Raw genomic sequence first — 16,872 nt, forward strand, 5'->3', positions numbered from 1 at the left:
CGGCAAACGTGCTCATCTTCCAGACAGGATGACCCGAACGGGCCTTACCGTCGCCAGCCCGCAGCGTCAGGCTTCGGGTATGAGTGACTTCGAGTATCAGGCGGCCCTGGATCGTGCCCACGCGCATTCTCTCGAGTGGATCGGTTCGCTCGGCACGAGAGCGATCACGCCACGGGCGGGGATGGCCGAGATGGAGTCCCGACTCGGTGTGCTTCCCGACGGCCCGACCGACGCGGCCGACGTGATCGACGAACTCGCACGAGCGATCGAACCGGGTCTGGCGGCGCACGGCTCCGGCCGGTTCTTCGGGTTTGTCATCGGCGGAGCACACCCCGTCGCGATCGCGGCCGACTGGCTCGTGTCTTCCTGGGATCAGAATGCCGGGATGCTCTCCCCCACGCCCGGCGTCAGTGCGACCGAGCGGATCGCGGGTCGTTGGCTGCTCGACCTACTCGGATTGCCCGATGACGCAACCGTGGCCTTCGTCACCGGCGCGACGACAGCAAACCTGACCGGGATCATGGTCGGCCGCAGTGTCCTGCTCCGTCGCGCGGAGTGGGACGAAGACCGTGGACTCGCGGATGGTCCGCGCATCCGAGTCCTCGCGGGCGCAGAAGTGCACACATCGGCTCTGCAAGCTGTCCGCTACGCCGGCCTGCCCCGGCCGGAACTCGTCTCCGTCGACGATCAGGGACGGATGCTGCCCGCAGCGCTCGAGTCTGCACTCGAAGCTCACACCGACCAACCGACGATCGTGCTCCTGCAGGCGGGAAACATCCATTCGGGCGACAGCGATCCCTTCGATGCGCTCATCCCCGCGGCCCGCCGCCACGGCGCCTGGGTCCACGTGGACGGGGCGTTCGGGCTCTGGGGCGCTGCCTCGCCGGCGCTGCGTCACCTGACGCGGGGCGTCGAGCTCGCCGACTCCTGGGCGACGGATGCTCACAAGACCCTCAATGTTCCCCATGACAGCGGGGTGGTGATCGTGCGAGATCGAGCAGCTCACCGGGCCGCCATGTCGATGCATGCGCCGTATCTCGCCCACTTCGATGACGGCGGAGGAAACCCCTACGAATATGTGCCCGAGATGTCCCGCCGCGCGCGTGGCGTTCCGGTGTGGGCGACGCTGCGAGCCCTCGGACGCTCGGGCGTTGCCGACCTCGTCGACCGTTTGACCCTACGAGCACGGCAGCTTGCCGAGGGGATCGCCGCGATCCCGGGTGCGCGCATCCTCAATGACGTCGTCTTCACCCAGGTGGCGATCGCATTCGAAGACGACGAGCGAACACGAGCGGTGACTGACGCGATCCTCGCAGACGGCGAGGTGTGGATGTCGGGATCCGAGTGGCATGGCAGAGCGGTGCTGCGGCTCTCGGTGTCGAACTGGCAGACGAGCGAGCGGGACGTGAGCCGTGCCATCGAGGCGGTGCGTCGCGCGACTGTTGTGGTTGGCGCAGCACGCAATTGATCGAGAGCGTTACGGATGCCGGATAATCGACCCATGTCTTCTTCCGCACAGCGCCTGACCAATCGAACCGCCTGGGCCGCCTTCTGGGTCGCGCTGGCCGGGCTCGTCCTCATGCCGATCCCGCTGTTCATCGGACTGATCCTCGGTGGTGGCCTCTCGATCATCGCGGCGATCCTCGGCGTGATCGCGCTGCTCAAGGGCCTTGCGCGGAGCGGCAAGGGCATCGCGCCCGTCGTGTTCGCGGCGATCTTCATCGCACTCACGTGGGGCGGCATCTCGATCGGCGGCGGCACGATCTGGTAGGTCGGCGGTTCCGGCGAAGTCCGTCTGCACCGTCGAGGTCATGCCCCCTCGCAGAGTAGGAATCAGCGCGTCCATCTGGCTGCGTTAGTGATGGGCGGAACCGGAGGGCTGTCTCTCCTAGAGCCGCGTTGAGTGGGCCTCGATCCAACCCACTGCTTCGTCAAGCTTGATCTGGTTGCCAGCGACCGCGCGAATGAACGCGTCCCCTTCACGAACCGAATCGGCGGCAAGGTGCTCCCCGTTAAGAGCCAGGAACGCCTTGGCGACGATCCACGACAGCCGCTTGTTGCCGTCCGCCAGAGGGTGGTCGCGGTTGATCGCGATCATGAGCGCCGCAGCCTTGCTCTGGACGCTCGCGTAAACCTCTTCGCCGAACACGGGCAGCGGCGCGGCGAGCGCCGAGAGCAACAGATTCCTGTCGCGCAGGTGGAAGCCCATCGACGCAATGAGGTCCTCGACATCGACCGGCTCGAGGTAGTCCGTCACTGAGAAAGAGCGTCCAGGAGAGCAGCGTCCTCGTCCCGAATCCGCTGGAAGATCGCCCTCGTCCGCGCGCTCTTGTCCGCGCGAGCGGCACGCTCCTCTATCGCGAGCTTGACGATCTCGGTCTTGGTGCGCCGCTCCTGTGCGGCGAGCGCCTCGAGGAGTTCTTCGTGTGCGGCGTCGAGTCGCAAGTTCATTGCCATGCGGGCCTCCGAGTTCGACAGTTGTTAATTCAAGGTACCAGCAGGTACCTGTCAGTCGGCGCGAGTCGCCGGATGGCGCCTCGTAGGCTTGGACCATGGGCCCAAAGGTGCGCGGGTGGTTGGTTGGCGGGAGTGCGCTCGTCGCACTCGCGGGGGCGATAGTCGCCGTCGTTTACTTCTTTCAGCCCTGGCGCAGTTGCGAGTACGAAGATACGTCGGCCGGATGCGCAATGCTCCCCCTCGATGCAACCGTCATGGGCGCGGCAATGGTCGTTACTCTCGTTGCAGTTGGTGTGCTCGTCTTCGCGCTCCTCGCCAAGGGGCGTTCTGCTGCCCGGTGAACAACCGCTATGAGAACACCGGGGAGAGGAACCGACGTTCGTAGCGAAGGATGCAGCCGGTCGTGCGGGCGAGCTCGAAGGCCGCCTGACAGTCCGGATCAGTCTTCGAGGCGCTTCGGTAGATTTCGTACTCTGCCAGCGACGGAAACGTGAACAGTGCGAATGCCTCGTCACTGTCGCCTTCGCTGGGCATGAAGTACCCGTGGTGATTGCCACCGAGCTTGTTCACGAGTCTGATCCACGCACGGCCGTACTCGGTGAAGTCGTCGACCTTGTGGGGATCGATCTCGTAGCGAAGATGCACAGTGATCATCGAGCTTCCTTTACGTTCGGGCGTACGAAGAGTCTCGCTGACGTGCGCACCGTGTAGTTAAGGCGCCGACGTTTAGTGACCGAGGCGCGGCTCCCGTTGATCCGACAGCGGGGGCGAAGCTCAACCCGCGGGATGGCCTCCGGCCTGTTCGAGCACGAGGCGGCGGTGCCGTTCTCGAGCGAAATCCTGCGCGCGAGGACCCGAGCCGAGAGCGCGTTGCGAAACCGCGAGCACGAGGCGCGTCGCCGTCACGACGGGCAGGAGCGTGCGACGCACACCGAGCAGCTGTCGGTATGGGCGCGGCAGGCTCGCGACAGCGGCGGCGAACAGCACGCGATAGGCAACTCGCATCGAGCCGGTGAAGGGCACGCCACGCAAGAACCGCACCACCTCGTCGACGCGCTCGTCGCGGCGGAGCTCTCCGCCGACGAGGAATCCGCGCATCCTCTCGCGCAGATCGGCCTCGGTTTCGGGCGGATTCTGCAGACGCATGAGACGCCCGGCGGTCGCCCACTCGCGCACATACTCGTCGGCACCTCCGGGAATCGGCCCGCCCCAACGTTCGTGCGCGCCCAAGAAAGCCTCGGTGAACGCGAGATGCACCCATTCCACGAGACGGGCGTCCGACGCCGAATAGGCATGAGTGCCGGCATCCGTCACGTAGGTCCCCGCGACTCGCTGATGCATCCGGCCGACTCGCGCCGTCTCTTGCTGCGCCTGCGCCGTCGAGCCGTACGTGACGCAGATGATCCAGCGCACGGTGCCGGTCAGGCGCCCGATCGGATCCTCGCGGTAGCGCGAGAAGTCGTGCACGCCGGCCATCGCGCCGGGATGAAGGGCTTGGATGAGCAGCGCCCGGATGCCGGCGACGAAGGTCGCGGTTCCCGCGTGGACCGTCCAGACCGCGCCCCCGTCGGGGAAGTACCCGTCGTCATCGCCGTCGGCGATCTCACGCACCCACCGCGGCGTGCCGTTTGGATCGCCCGCGAGCGCGGTGAGCAGCCGCGCGCGAAGTGCGGGACGTTTCATCGTTCCAGCGTGCCACGCCGGCCGGACGCCGGGGCGGCGGAGCACTGGTCCGAGCGAGCAAGAGACGTTTGACCATCCCGGTCATAGAAGCAGTTCGACCGGCGGGATCCGCCACAAGTGGCCTGCCGGGGTGACTCGACAGGCCACTTGTATGAGGCCTGGTGCGATCCCCGTCAGTACCCGACGGCGGCGAGGCCGGCGTTCGCCTGGTCTGGCGTGAAACCGGCCCCGTAGGAGCTGGTCAACTGGTCGTACAGCCCGTCGCGGCTGAAAGACATCGCGTCTAGGTACGACTGCGCGGCCTCGGCGGCCTCAGCGTTCCAATCCACCTTCCCCGCCTGCTCCAGTGTGGCGACCGCGAACTCGGCATCCTCCGGGGCAAAACCGGAACCGTACTCACTGGTGAGCTGCTCGATGAGCCCGGCGCGGCTGAACGGCATGAAGTCGAGATACTGCTCAGCGCCGTCAAGCGCATTCTCTTGCCCGAGGGTCAGCTTCGGCTTTTCTTGAAGAGTCAGCCGAACGGTGGATCCTTCTTCGGCCTGGGCACCGGCGGCGATGTCCTGAGCGGTCACGGGCATCGTGACGTCGCCACCGCCGACATCAATCTGAAACCCCAACGCTGATAGCGCGGCCTGCGCATCCGAACCGCTCATGCCAACGACGTTTGGGACGTCAACCATGACGGCTTCGACTACTACCTCGGTTTCGGCCTCCGGCGTTTGCGCTGCGAGAGGCTGGTCAGCGACGATGTCGTCCCGGCCACCGCCCAGTGCGCTCCCGATGCCAGACACCACAATGAGGCCACCGACGATCGCGACGGGGATGATTATGCCCTTGCGTTTGTACCAGGGGCGTTTCGTTACGGGCCCCGCCGTCGCGGGCGTGACCGACGGAGAGGGAGGTGCGACGTAGGCGGTCGTGACAGCCTCGGCGACGGGCGCGGGGTAGGCGGCGGTCGCCGCAGTCGCGGCGGCAACCTCCGGCGGAAGTGGCGTCTGGACCGGGCGGACGTGTTCGGTCCAGGCCGTGCCGTCGTACCAGCGCTCACTACCTGGCGCATTTACGTCGGCGTACCAACCCGCCGCATATGTCGGACGGCCATCATCGGGATTAGTCATGGAAGTTCCCCTTCGCTGCATCGCTGAGGGCAGATCCTCCCCCGGTCATACGCGCCTAACCGTTTCCCCCGGTGAGTGGTGACCGACTCCTCTATGAGCCGGACCGCTGCTCCCCCCCGGCGCGTCAGCTCACCATAGCGAATAGATGGATCACGCCGTCAATAACGGGTGATCCAGCAACCGTTTGCCCGTCAAGAGTCCGGCGCTTACGGCTTGCCGCGATCGATCCAGCGAGTGTGTGATCGCAGCGCATGGGAGACGGCGAGACGGATCACCAAATACGCGACGAGGAGCGACAAGATCGTGACAAGTGCCCACAAGGCGACGTTGAAGACGATAAGCCAGAGGGCAGTGTCGGTAGTCATGATCGCAAAGGTATCGAAGCCGCGAGTCGAAGTCGGTCCGCAGACCTCGCTGTCGGGCTAGCCCACAGGATGCGTGAAGTCATCGGAGGCGGCATGAAGGTCGAGGCCGCCTTCCATAGCGCGCAGCTCGAGGGGCTGCGCATCCCGCACGAAACGCGTTGACGCTTCCACAGCTTCACGCGTGCCGTCGCCCCATCAAGTAGGTCGCGGCTGCGCACTCCGCGTCGAGGAGTGAAGGTCTCCTGAAGCCTCGAAGACGATGCCGTGAACAGCCCCGTGCAGCGGCGTTTCCGCGCAGCACCCTGCCTACGTTCGGTGTGGGGCCAATGGCTCCGCTCGATACACCGGATACGAAAATGGGGATGACACATGCGTACTGCACGAACTCTAGGATGGTCCGCGGCAGCGGGCTTGGTCGTGGCGATGGTGGCGACACCGCTGGCGGCCGTGGCCGAAGAGCCGACCGATGGTGCGACCGGCGACCTGACGGTCACGCGATTCGATGACCGTTACGCCGACGGGCTGTTCGACACGTCCAAGGTGGCGCCGGGCGGCGACACCGATCGTCTCAACACGAGCCACGCCGCGCAGCTGATCGACGTGAACGGCACTCGGCACTACCTCAGCGCAGACTCGGACGGCCTGTACCGCTTCACCGACATTCCCGTCGGTCCCGCAAAGCTCTACCTCGGTTTCCCGAACAACCCTCCCGGTGAGGTCCTCTTCGATGCGACGGGCGCGACCAGCGCCGCCGACATCGAGCGCCTGCCCGTCGCCGAGTACTTCGGGCCCCAGGGTCTGCTCGAGGTCACGATCGATGAGGACGGCGAAGAGCGTCTCGTCGGCATGAGCGCGCTCCGTCTCGTGGCGAACGTCGTCTACGCCGACGGCACTCCCGCAGCCGGCGTCGGCGTCGAGCTCGGTTCGGCCCAGGACTGGTACCCGGCCACCGAGTACGACTTCGCGGGCGGAGCCGGCACCTACGAGGCGTTCCAGCCCAGCGGCTACATCCGCCACCTTCCCGGCGATCTCGGGGTGCGGGTCACTGCACCGGCCGGTTACCGTGTGTCGGCGGTCACAGCGTCGAACCACGGCGAGCCCGACATCACGGTGACCGAGCGCGATGGCGCCTACTGGTTCTCATCCACTGAGGCGTGGAACTACTTCTGGAACCCGGCCTTCACCGTCACGCTCGAAGAACTGCCCGACACCGTGCGCCCCCAGGTCGCGCTGATCTCGCCCACGACGGCGGGTCCGTTCCAGGCACTCTCGGTCCAGGTCGATGCCACCGACAACAAGGGCCTTCAGCGCATCGTCGCGAACATCTACAAGGACGGCAAGCTCGTCAAGAGCACGCATTCCGCGCAGAACGGCGCCGCGAGCGGTACGCACACCGCCACGGTGACGCTGCCCGACGGCGCCTACACCGTGAAGTACAACGCGCAGGACCTCGCAGGCAATATCTCGCAGACCAGCACGTTCGCGTTCACGATCGACGCCACGGCACCGAAGGCGACCATCAAGGATGGCGCCGCCTACTCCGTCGCGAACGGTGCGGGCTACGACCTGATCAGCTTCAAACTGAGCGACGTAGGCAAGATCGACAAGGTCACGCTCAACGGCAAGGTCAAGGACCTCACGAACAACGCGTGGTCGGACGTCAACTTCATCAAGCCGGGCACCTTCGGTGGCGTGAAGGGCGAGAACACCCTCGTCGTCTACGACGTCGCCGGCAACACCTCGACGTACACGTTCATCCTGAACTGACGTTCCCGGCGCCGCGCGCCACACTGCGCCTCCTCGTCACCAAGGCGGGGAGGCGCAGTGTGCTTTGGAGCGCGAATGACGGACGGCTCGACCTAGAGCAATCCCCGGTCAGGCGGAAAAATGCCGACAGACCCCCTGGAGGGACTCGAACACAATTGAGCATAATGCTCAATTCGACCCGAACCAGCAAAAACCGCATTATTACGCGGATTCTCTGAAATCAGTACGACGTCGCGCAACCCATAAAAACACGTTGCAGCAAACACTTTGCGGGCAAAATGCGGGCAAAAATCGCCCGGAACTAGCCGCTCTTGAGGTATCAGTGATGGTGTGTGTTTCTGATGTCTAGGTCCACCTTCAGTCACTCAGGGTCAAGAAAGCACTTTGCTCTGCAGAATGCCACCAAATGACGCGTGCATGAGCAATGTGCTCGAATGAGCTTCGTCTCTCCGCTGGCTCAATCTCGCCCTCCTATCCGCCTCACCTCAGGTGCGCCCAGAACGTCATCAGCGCCTCTGCGACTGCTGCGGGTTGTTCGAGCGGCACGAGCGTACGCGCTGCCGAGATCGTGAGCGATGTCGCGTCCGGCGTCAGCTCCGCCGCACGACGCGCGTCCTGCGGACTCCAATCCCCTCGGTCGTCCGAGGCTATGAACAAGCTCGGCACGCGGATGTTCGTTAGCCGATCCGTGACATCCGTACGGTCGACGATGAACGATCTCAGTGCCCGGCTCATGCTTTGGCGCGTCGGCCGCCCCAGGCTCTCGATCACGATGTCGCGGATGCCGGGAGTGGCCGCCGAAGCATCCGTCAGCATGGCCGCAACGACCGCTTCGCGCACGGGTCGGATGGGGCCCGCAAGCCGCAACAGGGGGTGAAGGATCGCGATCTTGCGCCTAAGGTCCGGCGGCAGCGGTTCGGTCGGTGCGCTGATCGCGACGAAACTACGTAGCACCGAGGCATCCGTCGCAAGCTGGTAACCCACGTGGCCGCCGAAGGCATTGCCGACCCAGTCGACCGGCGCTGTCGCACCGAGACCGCGCAGCGCGTCACGTGCGGCGGTCTGCGGCCTCGGCGATGCTGGTGCGCCGGGCGAGCACGTCGCTGCGCCCGAGTCCTGGCGGATCGATCAGCACGTACTCGCGGCCGGGTGCACCCGCCAGCAGCAGGGGCAGCACCCCATCCCACGTATGGCTGTCGACGAACATCGACGACCACAGCACGGTCATATGGCCGCTTCCGGTGCGGCGCACGGCCAGGGAGCCGAGGCGGGTGTCTACTCGTTCGAGGCGTTCTGTGAAGGTATCCATGATTTGATGTCACCCTGACTAACATGAATGAGCGCAAGTACCGGATGTCTGCTCGCGCCGACGCCGCCGCACTCACGGGCGAGCGGATCGTGGACGCGATGCTGGAGCGTCTACGAACCACGCCCTACGAGTTGATCCGACTGGAAGACGTCGCCTCGGACGCAGGTGTCACCGCACAGACCGTGATCCGCAGGTTCGGCAACAAACCCGTGTTGATGACGACGACGGTCGAGCGGGAACTGGGACGCATCGTCGCTCGACGCGAGGCTGCCATGCGCGCCAGCCCTGCCGAGACCATGCGTGCACTGGTCGAACATTACGAGGACTACGGCCTGTTGATCCTCAAGACATACTCCGAGGCGCCACTCGTGCCGGGGCTCCCCGAGCTCGCCGCACACGGACGCGCCTACCACGTCGACTGGTGCCGCCGTGCCTTCGCCGCGCATCTCGCCCCCCCAACCGAACGAGGAGACAACGAAGCGCCACCTCGCCGAGATCGTCGCGGTCTGCGACGCGACAACGTGGCGCATCCTGCGTTTCGACGGCAACCTGAGCGCCGAGGGCACGGAGCAGGCGATCGCCGAACTTCTGACTCCCCTGCTCCACTAGAAGCTGTAGGGAGCGGGACGAGCAGGTCCGGCAGGGCGACGACCGCCCTGTTCTTTCCGAGTCGAGCGTGCTACAGCGCGCTACGCTACGTCCCGTGGAGACCGTGACACATCGCGAGATGCGCAACCGCAGTGGCGAGATCCTGCGCAGGGTTGAGGCCGGCGAATCGGTGCTGGTCAGCAACAACGGCCGCCTGGCTGCCCTCATCGTCCCCGTAGGAGGCGAGCCCCTTGACGGGCTCATCGCACGAGGCGAGGCAAGGCCAGCCCGCACCAGTAGTGATGCGCTGGCAGACATCACGCGGACGGTTTCGCCCGTGAGTACACGGCAGCTGCTCGATGACAGTCGAGGCCGCTGGTGACGGTGGCCTACCTGGACACCTCGGCCGCGATGAAACTGGTGATCGAGCAGACCGAGTCTGAAGCGCTCGTCGCCGCTCTCACTGATTCCTCGCGACGCCTGGCGGCGTCCTGGCTTCTGCATACCGAGTTGCATTGTGCCGCGGGTCGGCATCCGGCGATCATCTCCATCGATGCGATCACGGCAGTGCCGCGTCGGCCGGGATCCGGGTGGTCGCACCGGCGTCAGCCCGCCTCGCTATTTGAGCGCGAGGCGGGCGATCGCGCGAACAGCGGTGGTGGGAGGGACGTCACGGCGCCGACCCCCCGCCCGCCAGAGGCCGAGCGCATAAAGCACGTCGAGTGCCGGCTCGGTCAGTGACGTGAACCCGCGCTGGTCGAGTTCTCGACCCTGCGAGTCGACGTAGCCGAGTTCGTTCAGTACGTCGATCACCTGGCGCCCCGCTTCGCGTCGCGTCGCGATGCTCCCGTCGGCCAGGCCGATCGTGAATATGGTGCTGGCGACCCGCTGACCGTCCGTCATCCGCTGGCGCAGCAGCATCCGCGCGATCTGCTCGGCAAGCACCGCTGGTCGTCCGATCGCAGGACGAGTCCGGCCGACAAGCTCTAGACGACCCTTCACCTTGCGGATCAGGCGCAGCCGTTCAGCTGATGCGCGCAGTTCGCGCATCGGGTAGGTCAGATCTTCGCGGTTCGCCTCGCCGATCCAGTCGTCGCGCCAGCCAAGTGCCGTCATCCCTTCTAGCACGACGGCGGGCGGCATCCATCCAGCCTTCGTCAACGTCAGCCCTTCGACTCCGATGTGATCGATGAGCCAGGCGTAGGGCTTCACGGCGACCGCGACGTCCTCATCACGAAGCCGCTCGGGTGTGAGCAGTTCGCTACGCCGAAGGTGCCGGCGCAGATTCGACCTGTATGGCACGGGCAGGTCGGAGGCGAACTGAGCGATGGGTGAGTCGACTCTGACGCCGGTCGAAGCATCCGCGAGTCCCGCGAGATCTCCTCCCGCCCGGCTGAACAGCGCGGCGAGTTCGTCGCGCGCACCGTCCAGATCGGCGTCCTCGAGGTCGCCTGTCGCCCACGGTCCGACGGCGGTCGCGACCCACGCTTTCGTCGACCGATGATCGGTGTGCGACGGGTTGGCGAGAATTTCGGCGATTTCCTGGTAGCCGCCGATGCCGCCGGAATCCTCGAACGGTGCGCGCCGCTCACCGGAAATCAGCTGCGCGAGTGGCTCGCCGGGCCGCGCGGCATGGCGGTCGACTAGGTCGATGCGGTGCAGCCAGTTGTCGCCCGAGTCGTAGACGTACCACAACGGCCCATCGTGCTGCATGGCCTCGCCGATGGTCGTGTCGGCCTCATCCTCCTCACCCTCAATCTCGGCCTCAGCCAGCGACCAGGCATCCACCCACGCGCGAGGCTGCCGCCCGATGCGCGGGATGCCGTTGCTCATCACCCAGGGATCATCTTCGGAGAACCGGTGCAGGTGCGAGCCGAACCAATTGAAGACCACCTGCAGCACCATGTGCAGCTGGGCGAGCGACAGGCTGTCGTCGACATCGATGGTGCGCCAGATCTCCGGCTCGATACCGACGATCGATGCCCGCAAGCGAAGAATGCGGCGAGAAGGGCGAGCGGGCACGAACCAACGCTACCGGGCTGCCCCAGCAGACCTCGGCGCCCAATACCCAATCGTCCTCACAGCGTGCGCGGAGAAAGCGTGTGCGGAGACGCATACGCGAGCGCCGCCTGGGCCCACTCGCGACGCCATCGCATCATCGCTTTCTGGTCGGCCTTGGACAGCTTGACGAGCTGCGGGACGAGTCGGAACATCTCGTCGACGTATCCGGGGATGTCCCCCGGTGGTCCGGCGGTCGCCTCGGACAGCATTCGAAGCGCGAGGGCCGGATCAACGCCCTTCTTCAACAGAGCGAGAACCTCCCGGGCATCCTTGGTTCCCTTCTCCGAACGGAAGCGATCGAAGAGCGCAGCGAGCTTAGTGACGAAATGCGCCTCGATCGTCAGAAGCAACCAGGGCGGAGCAATGTCGTCGTCGACGTACTCAGCGAGCACTTCGACCTTGAGCTTGAGCCTCGTGCCGAGTTTCGACTCATGCGGGAGGTAGATGTCCAAATGCACCCCTTCCACCTCGCCGCGAAACTTACGGGCCAGGTGGACCGAGTTGTCCGTGAGACTTTCGACGACCGAATCGAGTAGGTAGCGAGAGCTCGGAGTAACGATCAGGTCGATGTCGTGACTGATTTCACCCCCGACCCGCAGGTGCGTCGCCCATCCGCCGATCAAGATCGATGGGTCGAGGTCGCGCCCGACGTGGTCGAGGACGCGGCGAATCTTCTCGTCTGATTCATTCAGGGATTCAGACATGCGCTTCCTCCGCGGGCTGTTCCCAATCCGCTCGCTCGAAAAGTCTCGAGTGGAGGGCTGCGCGAAACTCGCTGGCCTGCCACCCGGGCATCGCAAACAGGTCGGCGTAGGTCTGAGCGACGCTCGAGTAGCCCTCCCGCCACACTCGCGCGGCGACCCGGTCGCGCGAGACCACCCGAACCTCTTCGCCGTTGGCGAGGCCTTGGGTAACGCCCGCGTCGGCGTAGATCAGCCGAGTCCCCTTGTCGGCGATCGTGTTGACGCCCCCTAGCCAGTGCAGCGCGGCATCCGTTCCGCCAAAGGCGATAGCCGTCGGATGCTCGTTCGTCAAACTCTGGGCTGCGCTCAGCGTGGTCATCGCGACGGTGTCGCGGATCAAGTTGCGATTCGCCGCCATCGTGAGCACAACCTTCTCGGGGCTGACGACAATGATCCCGCCACGACGCCGAGTTTGGACCGCGCCGATCTCCACCAGGCGACCAAGTGCCTGGTGAGTGCTGGAGACAGGGGCGTCGACGGCAGCGGCAAGCGCGCTGAGGTCTGGCCACTCGCGACGACCAGCAAGGGCACCCTCGGCCAGCGTCCGCCACACGATCTCGTTCGTCTTCACGGATCAAGCTTGGCATAATTCGTAAATATACGGAACGTATATCCGTTAATTTATGGAAATGGTGTCCGTGTAACTACGGAGGTCAATCATCATCGCGCCTCGGTCAGCTGTTCCTCGGAAACACAGCCCTGAGTCGACCATAGAGTTCGCCCGCGAACCAGGGACCCGGCGGTCATGAAGAACACGCATATCGCTCGGGAGATCCTTGAGTCGCTCGGCCAGCAGCTCCTCGCCGATGGCACCGCGCTCCCAAGCGCGAGTGCTCTGGGGATCATCAGATAGCGCCAGGATCAGTCCGCCGAGCTTCGGATGAGCCGCTCGGATGCGCTGCTCCCGACCCGTCTTGCGACGCTCGTACTCTCGCCGCGCGGACCCACCCGCCACGTCGATGTCGATTTCGGGTTCGGGCCGGGGCTCCGTTTCGGTACCGGTCTCGGCCTCGATGTCGGCGCCAACCGCTGTCTCGGGGCACTGAACACATCGAACGGTCTTCGTCTCGCGCTCGTAGATCCCGTGTTGTCCGGCTGGCAACGGGGTGCTGCAAAGCCGACAGATGCCGGAGTAGCGCAGCCGCATCCGCTTTTCAGCCGGAAGGCGTTCACTCGTCACGGGCTGAACGTATCACCGGTATGCGAGGCCAACGCCGGCGAAACCACTAACGCGTAAACCCGTCAACGAATGAGCGATCACGGTACGAATAGCCGCCGCAGAGAGCGAAAGCGCCTACTCGCACGCCAATCCATCGCCTTCACCGTCACCATTGTTGCCAGTCCCATGAGCGAACCAATCGTAGATCGATGCTTCTGAGGGGTTATCGCGTGAGAACGGACCTGTCGGGTGTCCGTTGACATTCTGCTTGAGCTTCGTGCACGACGTGTATTGCCTCCACCACTCATCGACCGCTGGCGGCGGGGCCGCAGCCTCCGCGGCCTGCTGCTCGGCCACGATTCTCGCCTGTTCTGCCGCGTCGGACGCAGCTTTGCAGGCGACAGTTGTCACTGCCCCATCTGCGGCGACGGTCGCGACCTGCGCGGCGTGGTAGTCCGACTCCCGCGGGTGTGCGGGGTAGCCGTCTGTCGAGTCGAATCGGGCAACCGCGAGACCGGCCGTCAGCAACGTCAATCCAACGTCTACACCCTCGTCCGTGCCGACGTAACGCAAGATTCTCCCGTACTGGTCCTCATCGTTCTCCCCGTCCGGAAGCTCCAAGATGATCGGATCACCCTGGCTGAGGAGGGACGATACGAGCGTCGATGCTTCCGCGTATCCACAGGCGCCGCGCTCTGGCGCATCGATACCAATGATGCGTACCGTGCCGGCGCTGGTCTCGACGGTGTCGCCGTCAACGACCGACTCGAACGTCACCTGCGATTCAAGCGTCGAAGTCGCCGAGTCAGCGCCGTCAGAAGCTGATCCCGCTGCACATCCGACAAGCGAGAAAGCGATGACAACAGTAACTCCACACAAAGCTCCGCGCATAAGGCTGAGCCTAGGCCGCGCTCCTCCTCCGAGCTGATAACGGTGTGTAGCTTCGACGCGCGGCTACCGCGTGCGCTATCGCACGCCGGATCGCACCGGAACGTTCGGCACGTTGCGCCCGTTCTCCCAAGCGAAGACTTCTCTGCTCGTGACATCCCAAGTAGCCATCACTTCGCATGCATCGGCCGCGGGGCCTGGTCATCGACCGATGGTCGGCCCTCCAGGCCCAGAAGGCCCAGTGTGCGGCGCGGCAGGGTCGTACGGCCGCCCCGGGTTGTACGGGTCAACCGCCGGCGCCCGCCGAGGCTCCTGGATCCGCACTTCCGGCGCGAGGCCCGCATCACGAGCGCGGGTCATGAGGCGGGTCGCGGTGCTCTGACTGATCCTGAGGGTGTCGGCGACGAGCTTGAGCGGCGGGTAGCTGATTGCCGTCGCGACGCGATAGACGGCGATCGAGTCGTGCAGCGCCTCCGAGGGGTCGCGCTTCCCCGCCGCCCGCAGGCGGTTGAGGAACTGCCGCACCGGGATGCGGTCGCGATCACTGTCGCCCTCCGCGCTGACATCGACCGTGACGACGTCGAGTGCTGATGTCGTCATGATCCAGTGCGTGCGCACCTCGCGGAGCATCTGGCTGGTGATGTCGACGCCTTCCCCCTCGCGCTCGAGGGCGGCGGACGCGACGGCGGTGCGGCCGAGCGCAGCATCCCACTCCACGCGCACGGTGATCGTGCCGGGCACGTCCTGCTCCCCCGACACGCGCGCATGCCAGGACTTCGGCAGGGTTACGTGGCTGCCTAGATCGATGCGATCGTCGCTGATGTCATATGCCTCGACGTCTGCCATGTAGCCCACTATTCCAGGTCATCGGCGATTCGCGAAGGAGACTGTCGATCTTGGCTCACAAACGTGCTACCTTGCCCCGAATGGAGATTGACACTGCTGGCTCAATGAAGGGGAAGACCATGAACCGCTCACCGGAACACCTTGCTCTCACGATGAAGGATGCCGCCAAACTCGTCGGCGTCGACTACCGCACCATCAAGCTCGGCATCGAGAACGGGACCATCCCCACGGTCCAGCTCGGCCCGCGCCGAATGATCCCCCGCGTCCCGCTGCTGCGCGCCTTTGGCGTCGACGCTTAGCGGATAGTTCCGCCTGCGGGGTCGTGGCTTCAGGCTGCCTGTGGAGGTGGGGCGCCCTGCCTCAACAGTTGGCTGAGACTGGTCGTAGTGCCAGCTCGAGCTAGCTGGTCGAGCAGACTTCCTCTTCCTGGCGAATCATCTAGCTCGCGATGCGGCTCATCCATCCGCACTCGGGAACCGTCGTCCACGTCCCCCGTGAAGTTCACGTATGACGTGTGCGTCGTTCGAGCGGGATCGCAGTCTCCAGTCGTCGTCGACGCGATCGCGACGACGACGGATGGAGTCGTTGCGTGTTTCCACGCCCCGCACTCTTCTGCGGGAGTGCCGCGACGCGGGCGCAAAGGCCGAACACGCCGTTAGAGTTGGCAAGCATCTCTGGGAAGGGGCTCTTTTGCTCGCAGGAAGGCGCGGCCACGCTCGAGTACTTGTGTTGACGATCACGGAGCGCGAACGGGACGCAGTACGTGCTGAGTTCGGGGCACACCACGCCGTTACCACCCCCGCTCGTGGACTCGCGTGCTGGACTCCGGACGAACCAGACGACAATCAATTCGGGGTTATCGTTTCGCAGGCGATGGGCCGCAGCAACATGCCCGCTGAGCAGAGCGTACAGAAGCTTGTCGAAGACTGGCGCCCGGAAGTCTTGGTTGTGGTCGGCACGGCCGGCGGTATTGCGCGTCCAGGTGCCGATGGCGTGTTGGAGGGGCCTTCAACCGGGGACATCATTTGCGTCGAGTACGTTCACTACGCGGCATTTGCCAAATACGACTCGGGCCGACGCTATCTGCGCTATTTTCCGATGCAGCACCCGGACAACTTCCTCATCACGTCAGACGTTCGACATGTTGAAACCAGCCTCGATTGGCATGAGGGCCTGATGACTCCGCCTTCAGGAGAGACCACTCCTCCCCGTGTACGCGTCGGCGAGTTAGTATCACTCGAAGTCGTCGCCGGCGACAGCCGCGCGCCGGGACAACAAGATCTTCTCAAGGACTTTGATCACGCAATCGCGGTCGACATGGAATCCGGCGGCGTGGCCCGCGCGATGCATACCGCGAGCGACACGGTTTACTACCGACCTGCCTGGCTCGCGATTCGCGGCGTGAGCGACCTGACCGGCGACACCGCGACCGTCCAGGACCTGCTTGCCGGAAACAATGAAGAACGCGCTCAGTGGACGCCATACGCCGCAGCGGCGGCAGCGCGATTCGCCCACCGTCTAGTTGAGCGCATCCTCGCCAGAGGACGCGAACCCTTCGATGACCCCGGCGCAAGATCCTGGACCCCAGTCCCTCAGCGGTGACATGTCCTACCACCCGGAGATGATGATGATATGAGCGAGCTGGCACGTGAAATGGAACCCCTAACCGATCTCGTTCGTTTCGCCAGCTTTGAAGATTTGCTCTCGGGCGAACTTGGCGTTGTAGTGCCCCACGTTGAACTGATTGACCTCTTTTTTGAAATGGGTCGCAACTTGATCCTGGCACCAGCCGGAGCAGGAAAGAGCACCCTACTGGCCCGCCTGGGCGAGGGAGCGACGGGTGTTCAGAAGTCCGTTTGAATCGCCCCGGGTTTAGTGGAGGGCG

General features: G+C 64.8%; 23 protein-coding genes. 9 read left to right on the plus strand and 14 right to left on the minus strand.

The genetic code is table 11. The features are described 5' to 3' along the window. Positions 1-79: 79 nt before the first annotated feature. The gene (locus MIC448_RS02025) at positions 80-1,468 is read left to right on the plus strand and encodes a pyridoxal-dependent decarboxylase (protein ID WP_036295324.1); all 1,389 of its coding nucleotides are present in this window, start codon (positions 80-82) and stop codon (positions 1,466-1,468) included. 33 nt (positions 1,469-1,501) lie between these two features. Further along, on the plus strand, positions 1,502-1,771 hold the full coding sequence (locus MIC448_RS02030; RefSeq protein ID WP_036295327.1) for a hypothetical protein: 270 nt from the start codon (positions 1,502-1,504) through the stop codon (positions 1,769-1,771). A 117-nt stretch (positions 1,772-1,888) separates the two neighbouring features. On the opposite strand, the gene MIC448_RS02035 is transcribed toward MIC448_RS02030, so the two are convergent. Together MIC448_RS02035 and MIC448_RS02040 are read right to left on the minus strand one after the other, a co-directional pair. Next, on the minus strand, positions 1,889-2,257 hold the full coding sequence (locus MIC448_RS02035; protein ID WP_051512935.1) for a type II toxin-antitoxin system death-on-curing family toxin: 369 nt from the start codon (positions 2,255-2,257) through the stop codon (positions 1,889-1,891). Then, the gene (locus tag MIC448_RS02040) at positions 2,254-2,457 is read right to left on the minus strand and encodes a hypothetical protein (protein ID WP_157811245.1); all 204 of its coding nucleotides are present in this window, start codon (positions 2,455-2,457) and stop codon (positions 2,254-2,256) included. The genes MIC448_RS02035 and MIC448_RS02040 overlap by 4 nt, the downstream gene beginning before the upstream one ends. Positions 2,458-2,552: 95 nt before the next feature. Here MIC448_RS02040 and MIC448_RS02045 point away from each other — a divergent pair, with 95 nt between their 5' ends. Then, the gene (locus tag MIC448_RS02045; RefSeq protein ID WP_036295332.1) at positions 2,553-2,798 is read left to right on the plus strand and encodes a hypothetical protein; all 246 of its coding nucleotides are present in this window, start codon (positions 2,553-2,555) and stop codon (positions 2,796-2,798) included. A gap of 7 nt (positions 2,799-2,805) precedes the next feature. Here the strand turns inward: MIC448_RS02045 and MIC448_RS02050 are convergent, their stop codons facing one another. The 4 genes from MIC448_RS02050 to MIC448_RS02065 all read right to left on the minus strand — a co-directional run bounded on the left by MIC448_RS02050 (position 2,806) and on the right by MIC448_RS02065 (position 5,626). Further along, a complete protein-coding gene (locus MIC448_RS02050; protein ID WP_036295334.1) occupies positions 2,806-3,111 on the minus strand; it encodes an NIPSNAP family protein in 306 nt (101 codons plus the stop codon). 120 nt (positions 3,112-3,231) lie between these two features. Continuing rightward, positions 3,232-4,140 (minus strand): oxygenase MpaB family protein, encoded by a 909-nt coding sequence (locus MIC448_RS02055; RefSeq protein ID WP_036295337.1) that lies wholly within the window; start codon positions 4,138-4,140, stop codon positions 3,232-3,234. Positions 4,141-4,313: 173 nt separating this feature from the next. Beyond that, positions 4,314-5,261, minus strand: a complete 948-nt coding sequence (locus MIC448_RS02060) for an Ltp family lipoprotein (protein ID WP_051512937.1) — start codon at positions 5,259-5,261, stop codon at positions 4,314-4,316. Between the two features lie 206 nt (positions 5,262-5,467). After that, a complete protein-coding gene (locus tag MIC448_RS02065; RefSeq protein ID WP_157811244.1) occupies positions 5,468-5,626 on the minus strand; it encodes a hypothetical protein in 159 nt (52 codons plus the stop codon). A gap of 369 nt (positions 5,627-5,995) precedes the next feature. Here MIC448_RS02065 and MIC448_RS02070 point away from each other — a divergent pair, with 369 nt between their 5' ends. Next, positions 5,996-7,393: an Ig-like domain-containing protein gene (locus MIC448_RS02070; RefSeq protein ID WP_144237962.1), complete on the plus strand. Its 1,398-nt coding sequence runs from the start codon at positions 5,996-5,998 to the stop codon at positions 7,391-7,393. 480 nt (positions 7,394-7,873) lie between these two features. Here the strand turns inward: MIC448_RS02070 and MIC448_RS02075 are convergent, their stop codons facing one another. Together MIC448_RS02075 and MIC448_RS02080 are read right to left on the minus strand one after the other, a co-directional pair. Continuing rightward, a complete protein-coding gene (locus tag MIC448_RS02075) occupies positions 7,874-8,518 on the minus strand; it encodes an alpha/beta fold hydrolase (RefSeq protein ID WP_081766128.1) in 645 nt (214 codons plus the stop codon). Continuing rightward, positions 8,442-8,702 carry an alpha/beta fold hydrolase gene (locus MIC448_RS02080; protein ID WP_100814007.1) on the minus strand — a complete coding sequence of 87 codons (261 nt, stop codon included), beginning with the start codon at positions 8,700-8,702 and terminating at the stop codon, positions 8,442-8,444. The genes MIC448_RS02075 and MIC448_RS02080 overlap by 77 nt, the downstream gene beginning before the upstream one ends. A gap of 429 nt (positions 8,703-9,131) precedes the next feature. Between MIC448_RS02080 and MIC448_RS02085 the strand changes: the two genes are divergently transcribed. Continuing rightward, positions 9,132-9,311: a hypothetical protein gene (locus MIC448_RS02085; protein ID WP_036295343.1), complete on the plus strand. Its 180-nt coding sequence runs from the start codon at positions 9,132-9,134 to the stop codon at positions 9,309-9,311. A gap of 94 nt (positions 9,312-9,405) precedes the next feature. Continuing rightward, a complete protein-coding gene (locus MIC448_RS02090; RefSeq protein ID WP_051512946.1) occupies positions 9,406-9,672 on the plus strand; it encodes a type II toxin-antitoxin system Phd/YefM family antitoxin in 267 nt (88 codons plus the stop codon). Positions 9,673-9,908: 236 nt separating this feature from the next. On the opposite strand, the gene MIC448_RS02095 is transcribed toward MIC448_RS02090, so the two are convergent. The 6 genes from MIC448_RS02095 to MIC448_RS02120 form a co-directional block, all read right to left on the minus strand. Beyond that, a complete protein-coding gene (locus MIC448_RS02095) occupies positions 9,909-11,312 on the minus strand; it encodes a plasmid pRiA4b ORF-3 family protein (RefSeq protein ID WP_051512948.1) in 1,404 nt (467 codons plus the stop codon). Between the two features lie 56 nt (positions 11,313-11,368). Further along, positions 11,369-12,055: a nucleotidyl transferase AbiEii/AbiGii toxin family protein gene (locus MIC448_RS02100; protein ID WP_051512950.1), complete on the minus strand. Its 687-nt coding sequence runs from the start codon at positions 12,053-12,055 to the stop codon at positions 11,369-11,371. Further along, positions 12,048-12,665: a hypothetical protein gene (locus MIC448_RS02105; protein WP_051512952.1), complete on the minus strand. Its 618-nt coding sequence runs from the start codon at positions 12,663-12,665 to the stop codon at positions 12,048-12,050. Before MIC448_RS02105 ends, MIC448_RS02100 begins: the two co-directional genes overlap by 8 nt. Positions 12,666-12,710: 45 nt before the next feature. After that, on the minus strand, positions 12,711-13,274 hold the full coding sequence (locus MIC448_RS02110) for a nuclease-related domain-containing protein (protein WP_199484398.1): 564 nt from the start codon (positions 13,272-13,274) through the stop codon (positions 12,711-12,713). A 114-nt stretch (positions 13,275-13,388) separates the two neighbouring features. After that, the gene (locus tag MIC448_RS02115; protein ID WP_051512955.1) at positions 13,389-14,030 is read right to left on the minus strand and encodes a thermonuclease family protein; all 642 of its coding nucleotides are present in this window, start codon (positions 14,028-14,030) and stop codon (positions 13,389-13,391) included. Positions 14,031-14,342: 312 nt separating this feature from the next. Then, a complete protein-coding gene (locus MIC448_RS02120; RefSeq protein ID WP_243419859.1) occupies positions 14,343-14,987 on the minus strand; it encodes a hypothetical protein in 645 nt (214 codons plus the stop codon). Positions 14,988-15,106: 119 nt separating this feature from the next. Here MIC448_RS02120 and MIC448_RS02125 point away from each other — a divergent pair, with 119 nt between their 5' ends. The 3 genes from MIC448_RS02125 to MIC448_RS02135 all read left to right on the plus strand — a co-directional run bounded on the left by MIC448_RS02125 (position 15,107) and on the right by MIC448_RS02135 (position 16,847). Beyond that, on the plus strand, positions 15,107-15,286 hold the full coding sequence (locus MIC448_RS02125; protein WP_243419860.1) for a helix-turn-helix domain-containing protein: 180 nt from the start codon (positions 15,107-15,109) through the stop codon (positions 15,284-15,286). A 430-nt stretch (positions 15,287-15,716) separates the two neighbouring features. Then, positions 15,717-16,589, plus strand: coding sequence for a hypothetical protein (locus MIC448_RS02130; RefSeq protein WP_158497518.1), 873 nt, complete (start codon positions 15,717-15,719; stop codon positions 16,587-16,589). Between the two features lie 30 nt (positions 16,590-16,619). After that, positions 16,620-16,847, plus strand: coding sequence for a hypothetical protein (locus tag MIC448_RS02135; protein WP_036295354.1), 228 nt, complete (start codon positions 16,620-16,622; stop codon positions 16,845-16,847). Positions 16,848-16,872: the final 25 nt, after the last annotated feature.

This window comes from Microbacterium sp. C448 (assembly GCF_000582705.2).
Classification (GTDB): domain Bacteria; phylum Actinomycetota; class Actinomycetes; order Actinomycetales; family Microbacteriaceae; genus Microbacterium; species Microbacterium lacus_A.